We start from the raw sequence: 15911 nt of genomic DNA on the forward strand, positions 1-15911 counted from the left end.
CTAAAAAACTTCGTGCAACAGCCCCTTGTTTTTGATTGTTCTATCGCCGAGGAAATCTGCGCAGTGCGCGCGGTTTGCCGAGCACCTCGGCAAGCACAACCGCCTGCTTCATCGTGTCCGGCGTCAGCTGCGGAAACATCATTGCAGTCCCCCGAACAGCAGCGCGCGGAAGGACGACAGCCGCCTGTACCTCCTCCGCCGCAAGGCGCGCCGCACGTTCCTCCCGCTCGTGCGCACGCTTTGCGCGCTGCGCCTCCTTGCGCGCCTCTTCCCACTTCGTGCGCAGCTCCTGTTCACGCAGCACCTCTGCGTCGACCGTGACCTGTATATCCCTAGGAATCCCGCGCATCGGCGGGATATCGAACGTCGCATTCTGCTCCGCACGCTTTTTCGGGCGCGGAATATCCTGCGGCACGGTCGGCGGCGGTACCTTCTTCCTGCCGCGCACGCGGTCATCGAAGACGGCAATCGCTACTGCGACGGCAATGACAATGAGATATTCCATACCGCATTCCTCACTTTACGGGCGGTGCCGGATGCTTCTCGTCCACCTTTCCCGACGCGCTGATTGCATGACGCATATCGGTGTCGGACTGGATGTTGTTGAGCTGATAGTAGTCCATGACACCGAGCTTGCCCTCGCGCAGCGCCTGCGCCATCGCGTGCGGCACCTCGGACTGCGCCTCGACGACCTTCGCCTCCATCTCCTGCGTGTACGCCTTCATCTCCTGCTCACGTGCCACCGCCATGGCGCGGCGCTCCTCCGCCTTTGCCTGCGCGATGCGCTTGTCTGCCTCCGCCTGATCGGTCTGCAGCTCCGCACCGATGTTGCGCCCGACATCGACATCCGCGATATCAATGGAGAGGATCTCAAACGCCGTACCCGCATCGAGCCCCTTGCCGAGAACGGTCTTGGAGATGTCGTCCGGGTTTGCGAGCACGTCCTTGTGGTTCTCCGAGGAGCCGACGGTCGTGACGATGCCCTCTCCAACACGCGCAATGATGGTCGGTTCACCTGCACCGCCCACGAGGCGGTCGATATTCGCACGTACGGTGACACGCGCCTTGATCTTGAGCTCAATGCCGTTTGCCGCAACGGCGGAGACGATCGGTGTCTCGATGACCTTCGGGTTGACGCTCATCTGCACGGCGTCAAGCACGTCGCGTCCCGCAAGGTCGATGGCCGCCGCACGCTCAAAGGGCAGATTGATCTGCGCGCGGTGTGAGGCGATGAGTGCGTCGACCACCTTGTCCACGTTGCCGCCTGCAAGGTAGTGCGCCTCGAGCTGGTTGACGCTCACGTCGAGCCCCGCCTTGTTCGCCTTGATGAGCGGCAGCACAATGCGGCTGGGCGGCACACGGCGCAGACGCATACCGATCAGTGAGACGATGCTGACCGACACGTTCGCCGAGATCGCGGACACCCAGAGCCCGAGCGGTACAAAATGCAAAAAAATGGATATTGCAAGAATGACGATGATAATGAGGAATGCTCCTCCGAACAGTGTTCCCATACGAACCTCCTTACACTTTCCGCAACTCTCCGGCTATACCTCGCGTACAACGACGCGGCTGCCGTTCACGGACAGAACAACAATATGTTTTCCCTTTTGAATATATGCGCCCTCGGAGATCACATCCACAGGACGGCCGTCGATGCGTGCTGTCCCCGAGGGACGCAATTCCGTGAGGACCTCGCCCGATTTCCCTACAAGTTCCGGCTTCCCGACGGCGCTGACAAAGCCCTCCTCCGTACGCGAACGATTTTGAAGGACGACCTTATTCCACAGTTTGTTCGACGGCAGACGCGAGACGATCAGCAGGAACAGGACAACCGAGATGATGAGGGCGATGCCAAGCGCAGTAAGCGCTCCGATGTCGCCGCCAAGTGCGAGTACGATGCTGTAGAGCATCGCCGCGACGCCGAGTCCCGCGAGGAGTCCCACCGTCGGCAGCAGGATCTCCACAATAATCATCAGGACGCCCGCAAGAAAGACAGCAATGTGATAGAGCTCCACGAGCCCGCGCGTGTACTGCCCCCCCCAGAATACTGCCGCCGCGACAATGCCGAGCAGGACGCCCACACCGAGACCGCCCGTCTTGACCTCCACCATGATGGAGAGAAACATGACGGCAAGCAGCAGGACTTGCAAAACACCGTTATCTACGATAAAGTTCACAGACACCCTCCTCCTTACGCGAAAAAACCTCCACGCTCTCGCGCGGAGGTTCCTATGCTGAAAAATGGTCGGAACGACGAGATTTGAACTCACGACCTCTTCCACCCCAAGGAAGCGCTCTACCAAGCTGAGCTACGTCCCGAACAAATGGTATTATACCGAGCTTTTCTTCGTTTGTCAATCCCTCTGCGTCATCTGCTTCATGAGTCGGAGCGCGCCGATCTCGACGCCGGTCTCACGTGCAACCTGTTCGATGCTGCGTCCTGCGCGCAGAAGTGCGCGTGCCTTGACCATCGCCTCATCCTCGTGCACAGGCTCTTCTACCGTCGGTTCGACCTGCACGGGAGGCGCCACAGGCGAGGCGGGCGGCGGCGACATCGGTGCCGATGTACGCATCGGCTGCTGCATCGGAATCCCCTGCGCGGAGAGCGGAACATACGGACGTTCCTGCGGAACCGCAACACGCGGCGCAGGCGGCGGTGGTGCATAGATCTGTGCCGAAGGCTCTGCCGCAGCGCGTGCCTGCTCGCGCAGAATGGACTGGTGCAGGACGGTAGCAAACTCATCGCCGTCCGTACGCCTCGCCTCCGGCGCCGAAGTGTGGACAGGGCTCTCTGCCTGTACAGCAGGCGGAGAACCGGAAGGCAACTGCCCGAGGTCGCGGAGACGCCGCTCAAGCTCCTCAATGCGCTGACGCAGTGCCCACTCAAGGCGCTGTGCATCCGCTACGCGCGTCTCAAGGCGCATACGCCGATCGTCCGCCTCGCGCAGGAGCCCCTCGAGTTTCGTAACATGGCTGCCGAGGCGCTTGATGATGGTATCGGCAGACTGCTGAAGCTCCTTTTTCAGCTTTTCAATGGATTCTGCGAGATCCTCATCTTCCTCCTCGCTGTGCTGACGCCGATGAAGGATATAACGAACAATGAGCAACAAAACGGCGCCGAGAATGATGAGTGCACCCAAAATTTCGGTGATGGAAATAATGGCAGGATGCCTCCCTTACTGTTATAAGCTGATGTCGAGATGGACGCCTCGATTGGGGTCGGCTGCCAGCCGCTGCAGAAGCTCCGCGCCCTGATCCTCTGAGCGTTCGCGTCTGCCCTGACCTCCTTGCCCTCTGCCCTGACGGCGCTCACGCTCCGGATCGTCCTTTACGCGCGCGTCCTCACTGGCCTCTTCCTTTGCACGAACCTGCTGACGTGCGAGTTCCGCATCCTGTTTCTGACGAATGGACTCAAAACTCTGCTGGATGTTGACCTGATTCTGCATGTTGCTTTGGACATTTCCCGCCTCATTGGACTGAGGAAACATCATCTGCATGCTGATTGGCGTGACATTCATGACGACACCTGCCTCTCCTTAATAGACGCCTACAACGATCTTACCGTCGAGCATCTGCAAGCGTGCGTGCTTCAGCTCTTCTTCCACGGTCTTTTTCACACCGTTGATCGTGGCATTGACACCTGGATAGATCGTATCCGAGGCCAGAATCACACCGCGCTTCATCTGCTCCAGTTCTTCGTCCATCTCCGCGAGTTTTTCCTGCATTTTTTTAATTTCAGTCGCGAGGGGGAACTGTGCATGAGTCAACTCGACAAGCTGCTCCCGTCGTCGTTCGGAAAGACTCATAAGCGGCTGCTTTTTGAGCGTTTCCAACGACAGACGCACTTGTGTCAAGCGCTTAATCGCCTCCTGACACTCCTTGAACAGCGCGTCACGGCGGTGCTTGAGATTCGGGTCGACGCCCACATTCAGATTGGTCTGTACGTAGAAGTTGTTGCCGAGCATCTTGGCACGGATGGACTCGCCTGCACCGATACTCCCGCCGGTGATAAAGCCGCGCCGCCCCTCGACGCGAACGTGGTGCCCTGCGCGCATCTCCGCGTGCAGAACAACATCGTTGACAAAGATATCGCGCTCTGCAACAATATTTGCATTCTCGACAAAGGAGATGCTGACATCTTCGGTAGCGTAGATCCTGCCGACGTTCATGCCGCGAATTCCACCGTGCACGATGACATTGCGCCCCTCAACCCGTGCACCGCCAATCATCCCTTTGATCTCGACATCACCGGTCGCCTTGACCGTGAAGCCGCTCTCCACATCGCCCCTGATCTCAACGCTGCCGGCAAAATCAATGTTGCCGGTCCCGACATCCACACTCTCATTGATGACGAGATGCGGGTCAACGCTGATCTTCTTCCCGTCATCCACGATCTGTCCGTCGATGACGGAAACGAGTTCATTGTCGTTGACAATCTTGGTGTTTTTTCCCTGCGGCAGTGCGATGGGCTTTCCGGGCTTTGCCGGAACGTCTTCACCGAACACATTCTTTCCCGGTACACCCGCAGTTTCCGGAATGCGAACGGCAAGTACATCACCGATCTGAGCACGGATAAAGATGTTCATATCCTTATAGTCCACGCGGTCATAGGCGCGCTCCGCCGGTCGCCCCTTCGTGCCCATATCGAATTTCTTCTCGATGCGGGCATCCTCCCCGGCCTCAGGCGCTGTTCCGCGTGCTGCCATAAACGGGGTCAGGCGCTCGACGCCGCGCCCAATCGCCTCACGATCGATGCCATAGGTGACCTTTTTTGCCTCAAGTGCAGCAACTACATCGGAGATGTCGGGCGGAAGATTTCCCTTCTTCTCATCGAAACGCACAGCGGCAGTCATCGCGTCGTGTGCAATCTCAATGGAAAATGGGATGACCGTATTGTCCCCCTCATCGTCCGAGGCAGGATTCAATTTCACCTCAAATCCGTCCGCCTTCCGAACAATACGTGCCAGTTGAATGTCATCATAATTGAAGACATGTACCTCTGTAAGGCGTTCCTTCAATGTTGACAGCTCGATGGCAGGTCTGTCCTTTGTCGCCGGATAGACGGTAAGATAATTCCCATCCGCCTTGACGACAAGCTGAAAGCCATCCTTCTCTCCTCCATACGTGCGTTCCACAATATCACTCCCGATCCTTCAAAATTGCGCCTTTATTATAACTCTTCCTTCGAGTTTACAACGCCTCATATTTCATCATTCATGCGCGAAAGGGAACCGCGCAGGCGAAATATCGCCTTCGTATGGAGCTGTGAAATCCGCGCCTCCGAAAGGTGCAGGATTGCCGCAATCTCCTTAAGCGTCATTTCGTCGTAGTAGTAAAGCGCAATCACTGTACGCTCTTTCTCAGGAAGTTTCTCAATCGCTGCGGCGAGCGTCTCCTTGACCTCCGTCCACTCCGCGTGCTCGACGGGACCGTCCTCCAGAGAGGCCGGGGAATCGGTACGCAGATACTCCTCAAGTGGAATGATGGTTGCGGCGCTGACTTGCCCCTCCAGATGATGCAGACCTTCGATTGTGAGGTCAAGCTCTTCGGCAAGCTCTTCATCACTTGCCGTGCGTCCAAGTTCACCTTCCAGACGTGCGACCGCCTTTTCATATTTCTTGATGTTCTGACGCACACTGACCGGAATCCAGTCCTTCGCACGCAGATGGTCGAGCATGGCTCCACGCACACGCACTCCCGCATAGGTTTCGAATTTATTGCCACGCGTGAGCTCGTAACGCTCAATCGCATCCAAAAGTCCGAAGAATCCACTGCTCAGGAGATCCTCCCGGTCGACATGCTGCGGGAGGCTGATGGCAATCCGCCCTGCCACAAGGCGGACAAGCGGGAGATAATACTCGGCAATGCGGTTGCGCACATCGACGGTCTTTTCCGTTTCGTAGGAGCGCCACAGCGCCTCAATGTCCTCGGCGCTCTGCTCTGCCATCTGCATCATCTCCTCTCGACGGTGCCGGAACTCTTATGCTGCCGGTGCCGGGCTTCCCTCTCCCGTTTCTTCCACATCTGCGGGAGGAGTTCTCATATGTACGAACGAGTCCTCCGAAAGCGGCTCAAAATTTGACGATTCCGCAAATTCCTCTGACGCCTTCGTCCCATTCTCCACTGCATCAAAATCAATATCATCTGCGTCGTAGAACTGTGTCTGCATATCCTGCATCCGCTCTGCTGGGAGTTTGTCAAAAGCCGCCCAGCCCTTTGCCTCAAGAACAAATGTCACGAGATAGGTGAATGCACCGGCACACACAAATGCGGCAAAACTTCGCAGTAGTGCTGTTGCGATACGCGCATCACCGACAATTCCGGTAATAAACACAATGAGTGCAGCGATAACAGAAAACACCAGCGACATACCGAGTTTGAACATCTTCTTCACCCTCTCTATATGGTTTTATCTCCCTTGCTGACGGTCTTCACCGTATACGAACCATCGTTGAGATCAATCGCAACGGTCCGCCCGTAGTTGAGTCCGGTGTCCTCCGCGATGAGACGAATCCCCTCCTGCGCCAGAAGCTCCTTCGCCGCCTGTGCATTGCGCTCTCCAACGCGCATCACACTCGTTGTATTGGAGAACGCAAACATCTGAGCGCCCCCCGCAATCTTCGCCACAAGACGTGATTTTACGGCTCCGAGTTTCAAAACATCCGCAAGCATAAGGGGAAATCCCGTATCAATAAATTTGGCGGGGGTATCCGAGGGGCGTGCCTGTTTGCTGTCCGGCAGCATATAGTGAAGGAGCCCCCCCACCTTTGTCTTGGGATCGTAAAGCGAAAGACCGATACAGGAGCCCAGTCCGTAGCTGATGAGTGTGGACGGAGCTGAGCCGACTTTGTAGTCGGCCATACCGACTTTAATCAAATCCGGCATATCATCCAACTCCTACCGCATTCATAATGGTGCTGAGAGAACCTGGATCGGGAACAAGGAAAAAATGTCCGCTGATGCTCCGATCCTCTGCGACAAAATTCGTTTCAATGAGCAGTGCATGATCGCCCATCTCACCAAGCTGGACCAAGACGACATTGAGAATAGCACCCGCCATATCCACGGCAAGGGCAGGGATGGACGGGAGCATACTCATCCCTGTGAATGTGTAGAACGCATTCAGATAGGACCCGGCAAGAATGTTGCCGATCTCCATAAGCGCGGATTCGTCCATCGAGTCCAGTTCGATGGTTTCGCCCCGCTCACGTCCGAGCAGTGTATCCACGAGTGCAAAGGCACTGTCCCGTGGAATGAGAAAGAGGATGTTGCTGGGTGCCTTGCCGTAAACGCGCAGGAAAATACCGACGACAACCAATTCCGGTCCGCCGACAAATTCCGGTACATCTTCAATTGGAACGAGTGCCACATGGGGCACATTCATCTCAATACGGTGCTGAATCAGACGGGAAAGTGCCGTCGCAGAATTTCCCGCACCAACATTTCCAATCTCCCTGAGTACATCCAGCTGCAGCTCTGACAGTTCTGTCAGATTCTCATCTACGCTCATTGACTCTACCTCTCATCACGGGGCAATGATCGAGGATCTCAGATCCCCTTATTTTGCTTCCTTTGGAAGCCCGACAATCTCCTCCAGATTCAGGAGGACAATGAGTCTGCCCCTGATATTGCCAATCCCGCTGAGGAATCGGCTGCTCTCGCGCGCATTCATCGCCTTTTTCGTATCGATGGGCGCATTCTCGAGACTCAGCACCTCAGTCACGGCATCGACGAGCATGCCAACATGGACATCCTCGACGGAAACCGTAACGATGCGCGTGCGGTCCGTATAAGGCGTTTCGGCAAGTCCGAGCCGCTGCTTGAGATCGATGACGGGGAGCACCGAGCCGCGCAGATTGATGACGCCCTTGATAAAGTCCGCTGCAAACGGAACGCGCGTGATGTCCGTCAGGTTGCGGATCTCCTGCACGTTCAGAATGCTGACACCATATTCTTCGTCGCGCAGATTGAACGCCACGTACTGGGAGTTCTGCAGCGCATTCCCCTGATTCATATCCTCTGCCATCTTCTTTGCCCTCCCCTTTTACTGCTGTATCATCGTCGCAACGTCAAGAATCAGTGCGACCCTCCCGTCGCCAAGCACGGTCGCCCCACCGAAGAGCTTGAGTCCGGCGAAGAGATTGCCGAGTGTTTTGATAACGATTTCCTGCTGACCGATCAGATTGTCAACAACGATGCCCGCCTTCGCCTCGCCGGCGTGAACGACGACAACGAAATGCTCGTCGGAGTCCTTCGTATGAGGAACCTGCAGAGCCTCCTCCATGCGGATGATCGGGATGATCTCTCCGCGCAGAACAATGACCTCCTTGTTCTGAACGGTCTGAATGTCGCTCGGCTCGATGTTGATCGTGCTGTCGATGGAGGTGAGCGGAATGGCGTACATCTCCTCCTGCACGCGTACGAGCATTGCCTGAATGATGGCAAGCGTGAGCGGCAGCTTGATCTTGAAGATGGATCCCTCGTCGATGTGGGTTTCCACATCGACATGTCCCGAGAGTGCCTCGATTTTGCTGCGCACAACGTCCATACCGACGCCGCGGCCGGAGATGTCCGTGATCTGCTCCGCCGTCGAAAAGCCGGGCAGGAAGATCAGTCGAACAGCATCCGCATCGTCGAGGCTGTCCGCCTCACTCTGCGTGACCATGCCCTTCTCGACCGCCTTGCGGCGGATCTTGTTCGCATCAATGCCTGCACCGTCGTCCGTGATCATGATGACAACGTTATTGCCCTCGTGGCGCGCGATAAGACCGACCTCGCCAGTGCGCGATTTGCCCTTTGCCTCGCGTACATCGGGACTCTCAACGCCGTGGTCGAGCGAGTTGCGCAGAAGGTGCATGATCGGATCACCGATCTCATCGATCACGGTACGATCCAGCTCTGTCTCCTCGCCCTCGATCGTGAGGTTGATTTCCTTGCCCAGTTCCTTGGACACGTCGCGCACCATGCGTGGGAAGCGGTTGAACACGGCGCTGACCGGAACCATGCGCACCTTCATGACAATGTTCTGCAGATCGCCCGTGACGCGATCCATCTGCTCAAGCGTCTCCATCAGATCGGTGAGGCGATGTGTCTGCCCGATCTGCTCCAGACGAACTTTATTGATAACGAGCTCGCCCATGAGGTTCATGAGCGTATCGAGTTTTTCAATATCGACGCGGACACTCTGACTCTGGTGCTGCTTCTTGGGCGCAGCAGCCGCCGGCTTTGCCGCCTCTTTCTTTGCTGCCGGAGCCGCCGGCTTTGCTGCAGGAGCCGCTGCTGCCGGTGCAGGCGCAGCCCCCTTGCCGACCTTGTCGGGATCAACCGACTCAACGTGAACGTCCTCAATCTCAGAAACTGTATCCACAGCATTCTGCACGGCCTGGGCATCGGCGCTTGTCGCAATAATTATCTCAAAGCTGCGTTCGAACTTCTCCTGCTCCAAATCCTCTGCAGGCGGAACGCTCTTGATCACATCGCCGACCTCGTCCAGTGCCTGCATGACCATGACGGAACGTGCCGCCTTGAGAACGCAGGTCTCCATCAAGGTAATCTTGGCGTGGAACAGATTCATGCCGGCTTCTTTTGCCTTCTTCATGACATCAAGATCGATGTCATCGAATTCCATCTCCGCCATCCCTGTGTTGCCGCCTGCCGCTACAGGGGCCGCTGCAGCGGGGGTTGCCGCAGCGGGAGCGGGTGTCCCCTTGGAAATGGAGCTGAGCTTGGCAACGAGATCGGAAACGTCGACAACATCCTCTGCCTCACCGTTGCCAACGCTGTCCACCATCTGCTCAAGCGAGTCCAAACACTTGAACAGCGTGTCTATGATATCCTCATTGAGCTTGAGCTGGCTCTTGCGAACAAGATCGAGTACATCCTCCATCTCATGTGTCAGTTCCGCAATCTTGGCAAACCCCATCGTCGCTGACATGCCCTTCAGTGTATGTGCGTTACGGAAGATGTCGTTGACGGCGTCGATCTCCTCCATGTTCTCTTCGAGGCGCAGAAGACCTTCGTTGAGCGACTGCAGATGCTCGTGCGACTCATCCAGGAACATATCCATATACTGGTTATCCATTGATATTCCCCCTATTTCCTATCTTCTCACAGCCGCCTCAATCGCGCGCGCGATCTGCGGCAATGGGCATATCTCATCGGCCAGCCCCGCGTCGATCACGGATTTTGGCATCCCGTAGACGACACAAGTCGCTTCATCCTGCGCAATGCAGTAACCGCCGTTTTCCTTAATCTTACGCATCCCTTCGCGTCCGTCGCTGCCCATCCCCGTGAGGATCACGGCGACGACGGCCTTCCCCAGATGTGCGACAGAGTCATACATCACATTGACGGCAGGGCGATGGTTTCCGACGGGTGGCTCATCGCTGAGCGCAACGCGCCGCACACCGGACTTATGCAGAATACGCAGATGATAATTCCCGGGAGCAATGTAGACACATCCGGCTTCCAGTACGTCTCCATCCCTCGCCTCCCGCACATTCACCTGTGAAACGCTGTGCAGGCGCCCTGCAAGGGCTCCCGTAAATCCCGCAGGCATATGCTGCACAACGACCACGGGACAAGGAAAATCGGAAGGCAGCTGCGTGATGACTGTCTGTAGCGCCTGTGGTCCACCGGTGGAGGAACCGATGACAACGAGTCGCATACGTATGCGCGGCGACACTCTATCGCCGAAAACAAACGCCTTTCTCACTGAGTCAGTCATCTTTTACGCGCTCCACCTGAGCGCGCTGCACATGGAACAGATAGCGAATGATCTTATCCCTTATGCCGCGCGAAATGCCTTGAAACTGGACACCAACATGATAGATCGGCGTATCCTCCTCGCGTTCCACCCGCGTACAGCGGATGACCCGCGTCATGAGTTCAATCGTACCGATCCCCGGAATATCATTGATCTCCAATGCAGCATTCGAGTTGAGAGACACGGATTTCGGCCATGCAAATGCGAGACCGCTGCCGCTCAGATCCACAAGGGGCACACGCTTCGGGGCATCGATCTTTCCATCTCGATCAACGAGGCGAATCGTTGCGGTAAGGTTGACACTGATGCGGAAAAATCCACGCTTTTGAAAGCGCTCTGCTACCTCGGGAAGCGAAAGATGAAGAACGGGAATGCGCCCCTCATGGCGTCCGTGACTGCGATGCACGCAAAAGAAGCGATAGTGGCATCCGTCCCCTGCCGCAAGCACATAGAGATTTTCGCCGACGTTAGGAATCACAGGAACACGGCGTTCGTCCACCGGCATGGCAACAACGAGGTCATCTCCGACAATGTCCTCTACACGACTCGTGTAGCCGGAGATTTCCTCCTCGTTGTTTTCAAAGAATATTTCCAGCCGTTGTCCGATAGCTAAAACACTCCTTGCCTGTACCAATTCGCCCGCCATCCTGAATTTTCCTCCTTGGCTACGTCGAAAACTTAAAAATTTGCTGTAAAAAACCTTTCCACCCATGTTTCACATGCATTTCACTACCGGTGAGCAGCGCCTGTGCCAGCGCATCGATGCAGCGTGCCGCTGCGGCATTGGGTGTTTCTTTGAGCAGCGGAGCCTGTCGTCGTACCGCCTTCGTAACGGCGGTATCCTCAAACACATAACCGAGGCAGGGCACCTTCATATGCAGGAATTTCTCCGCAGCACGCTGCAATTTCATGGCAACCTCGCGGCTCTCCTTCGGTTCGTAAACACGATTGATAATCAAGCGGAGGTTTTTTTGTGTTGCATAAATACTGTACGCCTTCATCACGGCATAGGCATCCGTGAGCGAGGTAGGCTCCGGTGTTGTCACGAGGAGGACTTCATCTGCCGCGAGAATAAAATCCATCACATTGCGTCCCAGACCTGCGCCCGTATCGACCAAGATCAGATCAGCGCGCGTAGCGCAATCCGCAAGTTTTTGCTGAAGCAGCAATTTTTCCGCATGATCGTATGCAAGAGCCTTTTCGATGCCCGAGCCACCGGAGATATACTGAATGCCATGCGGCGTTTCAACAATGACATCATCCAGCTTCACGTCCGGTCGCAGCAGGTCAAGCAAATACTTACGCGATGCTGACCCAAGCAGGATGTCCACATTTGCCATGCCGAGATCGGCGTCAATGACAAGTACGCGAAGTCCCCTGCGTCGAAGCGCAAGCGCAAGATTGACGGCAAGATTTGTTTTCCCCACGCCCCCCTTGCCGCTTGTAATCGCAATCACGCGTACATTGCCCCACGCCCTAGTCTGCATAAAAGAGAGGTCTTCGGGCATCTCCGCCGTGTCAATGCCGACCATTTGACGCAGCCGCGTTGCCTGATCTGTCATATCATTCCCTCAAAAGCAATTCCGCAAGTCGATCTGCCGTCGCCGGTATAATATCATCCGGAACACTCTGCCCATTCGACAGAAACGAGAGAGAAAGTTCCTTCCCCGCAAGCAGGTTGAGTACCATGCCGATCGTTTGCGTTTCATCCGTCTTTGTAAAGATGATGTGATCCGGGTTGCACGAGGAGAAGCGCTTCATAATCTCTGCCGCATCCGCTTCCTTCGTCGTTGCGCTAACGACGAGATGCTTCTCCATGCGCGGGTGCGCGTCGAGCAACTCCTTGAGCTCGTCCATCTGAAACTCATTGTATTGACTGCGCCCCGCCGTATCGACAAGAACGAAATCCTTACTGCGATGGCGCGCAATCGCTTTTCTAAGATCTGCAGCAGAGTAGACAACTTCGACGGGAAGTCCCAAAATCTCCGCATATTTCTTAAGCTGTTCCACGGCAGAAATGCGGTATGTGTCCGCCGTAATGAGTGCACCCTTGAGATTCTGTTCCAGAACGAAATGCGCCGCCACTTTTGCGAGCGTTGTCGTCTTCCCCACTCCCGTCGTCCCGATAAAGGCGGCCACACGTGAGGAACGTCCGCCTGTTCTCAGCCCATCGGTAAAATTCATTATTTGGGAAAGATAGGAGGCAAGAACGCCCGGCGCACGAGGATCCAGACTGTCCATGTTTACGTCGGCAATGGGAATCTTTCCCGAGAGCTCCTCGCAGAGATCTTCGCGAACATCCTGACGATGCAGGGCATCCCGAATGGAAATAATTTCCTTTGGCTGATTCGCCGCCATCATGGAGGCGAGCATCGTCTTCATCTGCGCAAGTTCATCTTCAAGAAGACGAATGCGCTCTGCTGCGCCATTCTCGGCCGAGGTTGCGCGTGCCGGCTCCGATTCTGCTTCCTGTGCGGGCAACGGCGCTGGTACCCCCTGAGATGAAGCATAGGGCGCAGGCGTCTGCGGCAAAGGCACAACAGGTGCCGCCGGCATAGCATATGCCTCCGGCAGATATGTCGTCATCCCTGGATTTGCTGCATAAGGCTCCACCGCTGATGATTCCGTCCCATATGTATCGTACGCCGACAGAACGGCACGCGCAGGCATCGCTGACGGTCCCTCTGTGGGAGGTTCCGACATCCGGTACTGATTGAGGACGTTGGAGGGAAGAATCGGTGCAACCGGCGGAACATAGGCAGACGCAGAGCGCGGTACCCGCGCCTGCGTCTCATCGACGGCGGCAGTCACTTCGATCATTTCCGCGCCGCCGAGGACACCACCTTCCCGGTATTTTTTTGTGTGAAGGAGCACGGCATCACTGCCGAGTTCGTCCTTAATCTGTTCCATGGCCTCCTTTACCGAGGAAGCACGTACCGTCTTGACCTGCACTTAGATTCTCACCACCCCAAGGATCTGGATTTCAACATTCTGCTCAATCTCCGCATGGGAGAGCACAATCAGCCCCGGTATGGAGCGCTCGACAAGATTTCGGAAATAGGGGCGCACCGTCGGACTCGTGAGAACAATCGGCTGATACCCCTGATCGGTCAGCTTCTTCAGTTCCTCCTGCAGTGCCGTCAAGAGCTTCTGCATGGAGTCGGGATCAAGGCTGACATAGGAACCGTGCTCCGTGCGCTGGACACCGCCCGCAATCTTGTTCTCAATTGCAGGATCGAGTGTAATGCACGGCAGGACGCCGTTCTGGACATTCTGCTGTGTGATGTGGCGTGCCATCGCATGGCGCACGTACTCCGTCAGAATATCCGTATCCTTCGTAGCGGTACCGTAGTCGGCAAGCACCTCAAGAATTGTGCTCATATCGCGGATGGAGATGCGTTCATGCAGGAGATTCGCAAGTACCTTCTGCACCTCACCCACGCTGAGCAGATTGGGTACGACCTCGTCCACAAGTGCACCGTTGGTTTTGTGCAGATTATCAAGGAGATTCTGCGTCTCCTGACGACCGAGGATCTCAGCCGCATGCTGCTTGATGATCTCCGTGAGATGGGTTGCGAGCACGGAAACTGCGTCGACCACAGTGTAGCCGTTCAGTTCCGCCTGCTCACGCTCGTTCTCCGAGATCCAGAGCGCGGGCAGACCAAATGCGGGCTCCGTCGTCTCGATGCCCGGAACCTCCTCGAACACCGTCCCCGAATTCATTGCAAGATAGTGGTCGAGCATGAGTTCCCCGCGTGCAATCTCAATCCCCTTGAGTTTGATAATATAGGCGTTCGGCTTGATCTGTATGTTATCGCGAATGCGGATCGTCGGCACAACAAGTCCGAGTTCAAGTGCGCATTGCCGCCGAATCATAACGATACGGTCGAGCAAATCGCCGCCCTGTCCCGTATCGACAAGAGGGATAAGGCTGTACCCGATCTCGAGTTCCATCGGATCGACCTGCAGAAGCGAAACGATATTCTCCGGCGTCGTTGCCTCTTTCTTCGCCTTCGCTTTCTGCTCGACCTGCTGCACTTCCTGTTCCACCGCCTGACCGCGATACAGGTTCCATGCAATGAAAGCGCAAACAAGTGCCAACGCCGTGAACGGAACGCCCGGCAGCCCCGGCATGATTGCAAGGAAGAGGAGCACGCCCGTGAGGATCATGAAGATACGCGCATTATGGAAGAGCTGTTTCACGAGGTCGCTGCCGAGGTTCCCCTCTGCCGCCGAGCGCGTGACGATGATACCGGTTGCGGTCGAGATGAGGAGCGCCGGAATCTGCGCCACAAGACCTTCACCGACGGTCAGCAGCGTATACGTCTGGAGCGCCTGCGACGCATCCATATCGCGCTGCAGCATACCAATGACAAAGCCGCCGCCAATGTTGATGATCATAATAACGATCGCGGCAATCGCATCGCCCTTGACAAACTTCGAAGCACCGTCCATTGCGCCAAAGAAGTCCGATTCACGTTGTACCTTCTCGCGGCGGCGCTTTGCCTCCGCATCCGTGATTGCGCCCTGATTGAGGTCCGCGTCAATCGCCATCTGTTTACCGGGCATCGCATCGAGCGTAAAGCGTGCCGAAACCTCAGCGACACGCTCTGAGCCCTTTGTAATGACGATGAAGTTGACAACGACGAGGATGACAAACACGATAAAACCGACCACGGCATTACCGCCGACAACAAAGTTGCCAAACGCAGTAATAACCTCCCCGGCATAGGCGTCCAAGAGGATCAGTCGCGTCGAGGAGATGTTCAGTGCGAGTCGAAAGAGCGTCGTAATGAGAAGCAGTGAAGGGAAGACCGACAGATCGAGTGCCTCCACATTGTAGATTGCCGACATTACGACGAGAAGTGCAATCGTAATATTCAAGCAGATAAGAACATCCAATAGAATTGTCGGCAACGGAATAATCATCATGATGACGATTGTTACGATAGCGACGGCGATCAGTATATCGCTGTACCGTTGTATGAGATTGCCGGATACAAGAGGATTTACACTGCCGGACTGCGGTGCTGCCATGCTCTCACTCACTCCCTCGTTCCCTTTGAAGACGATTCCATACATCCCCTAAATAGATATTATACCAAATATCAGAGGTACGTCAAATTTTTCATAAGACTTTCGT

Annotated in this window: 17 protein-coding genes and 1 tRNA gene; all 18 read right to left on the reverse strand. The window is 55.9% G+C overall.

All coding sequences use genetic code 11. The features are described 5' to 3' along the window. Window positions 1–40: 40 nt before the first annotated feature. The gene (locus HMPREF9081_RS10990) at window positions 41–505 is read right to left on the reverse strand and encodes a hypothetical protein (RefSeq protein ID WP_006307409.1); all 465 of its coding nucleotides are present in this window, start codon (window positions 503–505) and stop codon (window positions 41–43) included. Window positions 506–515: 10 nt separating this feature from the next. After that, complete coding sequence (gene floA / locus HMPREF9081_RS10995) at window positions 516–1514, reverse strand: flotillin-like protein FloA (protein ID WP_006307410.1); 999 nt, start codon at window positions 1512–1514, stop codon at window positions 516–518. A 33-nt stretch (window positions 1515–1547) separates the two neighbouring features. Then, a complete protein-coding gene (locus tag HMPREF9081_RS11000) occupies window positions 1548–2180 on the reverse strand; it encodes an NfeD family protein (protein WP_006307411.1) in 633 nt (210 codons plus the stop codon). Between the two features lie 65 nt (window positions 2181–2245). After that, window positions 2246–2322, reverse strand: a tRNA-Pro gene (locus HMPREF9081_RS11005). A gap of 35 nt (window positions 2323–2357) precedes the next feature. After that, entirely contained in the window at window positions 2358–3143 is a 786-nt protein-coding gene (locus tag HMPREF9081_RS11010; RefSeq protein WP_006307412.1) for a hypothetical protein, read from the reverse strand. A 42-nt stretch (window positions 3144–3185) separates the two neighbouring features. Then, on the reverse strand, window positions 3186–3521 hold the full coding sequence (locus HMPREF9081_RS11015; RefSeq protein ID WP_006307413.1) for a hypothetical protein: 336 nt from the start codon (window positions 3519–3521) through the stop codon (window positions 3186–3188). A gap of 18 nt (window positions 3522–3539) precedes the next feature. Then, window positions 3540–5138, reverse strand: a complete 1599-nt coding sequence (locus tag HMPREF9081_RS11020) for a flagellar assembly protein A (protein ID WP_006307414.1) — start codon at window positions 5136–5138, stop codon at window positions 3540–3542. Between the two features lie 65 nt (window positions 5139–5203). Beyond that, entirely contained in the window at window positions 5204–5959 is a 756-nt protein-coding gene (locus HMPREF9081_RS11025; protein WP_006307415.1) for a FliA/WhiG family RNA polymerase sigma factor, read from the reverse strand. Between the two features lie 24 nt (window positions 5960–5983). Next, window positions 5984–6388: a hypothetical protein gene (locus tag HMPREF9081_RS11030; protein ID WP_006307416.1), complete on the reverse strand. Its 405-nt coding sequence runs from the start codon at window positions 6386–6388 to the stop codon at window positions 5984–5986. Window positions 6389–6402: 14 nt separating this feature from the next. Then, on the reverse strand, window positions 6403–6888 hold the full coding sequence (locus HMPREF9081_RS11035; RefSeq protein ID WP_006307417.1) for a chemotaxis protein CheD: 486 nt from the start codon (window positions 6886–6888) through the stop codon (window positions 6403–6405). A gap of 1 nt (window position 6889) precedes the next feature. After that, window positions 6890–7513, reverse strand: a complete 624-nt coding sequence (locus tag HMPREF9081_RS11040; RefSeq protein ID WP_006307418.1) for a chemotaxis protein CheC — start codon at window positions 7511–7513, stop codon at window positions 6890–6892. A gap of 48 nt (window positions 7514–7561) precedes the next feature. Further along, the gene (locus HMPREF9081_RS11045; protein ID WP_006307419.1) at window positions 7562–8029 is read right to left on the reverse strand and encodes a chemotaxis protein CheW; all 468 of its coding nucleotides are present in this window, start codon (window positions 8027–8029) and stop codon (window positions 7562–7564) included. 18 nt (window positions 8030–8047) lie between these two features. Then, window positions 8048–10084: a chemotaxis protein CheA gene (locus HMPREF9081_RS11050; protein WP_006307420.1), complete on the reverse strand. Its 2037-nt coding sequence runs from the start codon at window positions 10082–10084 to the stop codon at window positions 8048–8050. A gap of 18 nt (window positions 10085–10102) precedes the next feature. Beyond that, complete coding sequence (locus HMPREF9081_RS11055; protein ID WP_050795036.1) at window positions 10103–10729, reverse strand: CheB methylesterase domain-containing protein; 627 nt, start codon at window positions 10727–10729, stop codon at window positions 10103–10105. Further along, window positions 10722–11414 carry a flagellar brake protein gene (locus tag HMPREF9081_RS11060; RefSeq protein ID WP_040395133.1) on the reverse strand — a complete coding sequence of 231 codons (693 nt, stop codon included), beginning with the start codon at window positions 11412–11414 and terminating at the stop codon, window positions 10722–10724. Before HMPREF9081_RS11060 ends, HMPREF9081_RS11055 begins: the two co-directional genes overlap by 8 nt. Before the next feature lie 19 nt (window positions 11415–11433). Further along, window positions 11434–12330, reverse strand: a complete 897-nt coding sequence (locus tag HMPREF9081_RS11065; RefSeq protein WP_006307423.1) for a MinD/ParA family protein — start codon at window positions 12328–12330, stop codon at window positions 11434–11436. 1 nt (window position 12331) lies between these two features. Continuing rightward, window positions 12332–13720 carry a flagellar biosynthesis GTPase FlhF gene (gene flhF / locus HMPREF9081_RS11070; protein WP_006307424.1) on the reverse strand — a complete coding sequence of 463 codons (1389 nt, stop codon included), beginning with the start codon at window positions 13718–13720 and terminating at the stop codon, window positions 12332–12334. Further along, on the reverse strand, window positions 13721–15805 hold the full coding sequence (flhA, locus tag HMPREF9081_RS11075; protein ID WP_040395135.1) for a flagellar biosynthesis protein FlhA: 2085 nt from the start codon (window positions 15803–15805) through the stop codon (window positions 13721–13723). It abuts the gene before it with no gap. Window positions 15806–15911 lie beyond the last annotated feature (106 nt).

This window comes from Centipeda periodontii DSM 2778 (assembly GCF_000213975.1).
Taxonomy (GTDB): Bacteria; Bacillota; Negativicutes; order Selenomonadales; family Selenomonadaceae; genus Centipeda; species Centipeda periodontii.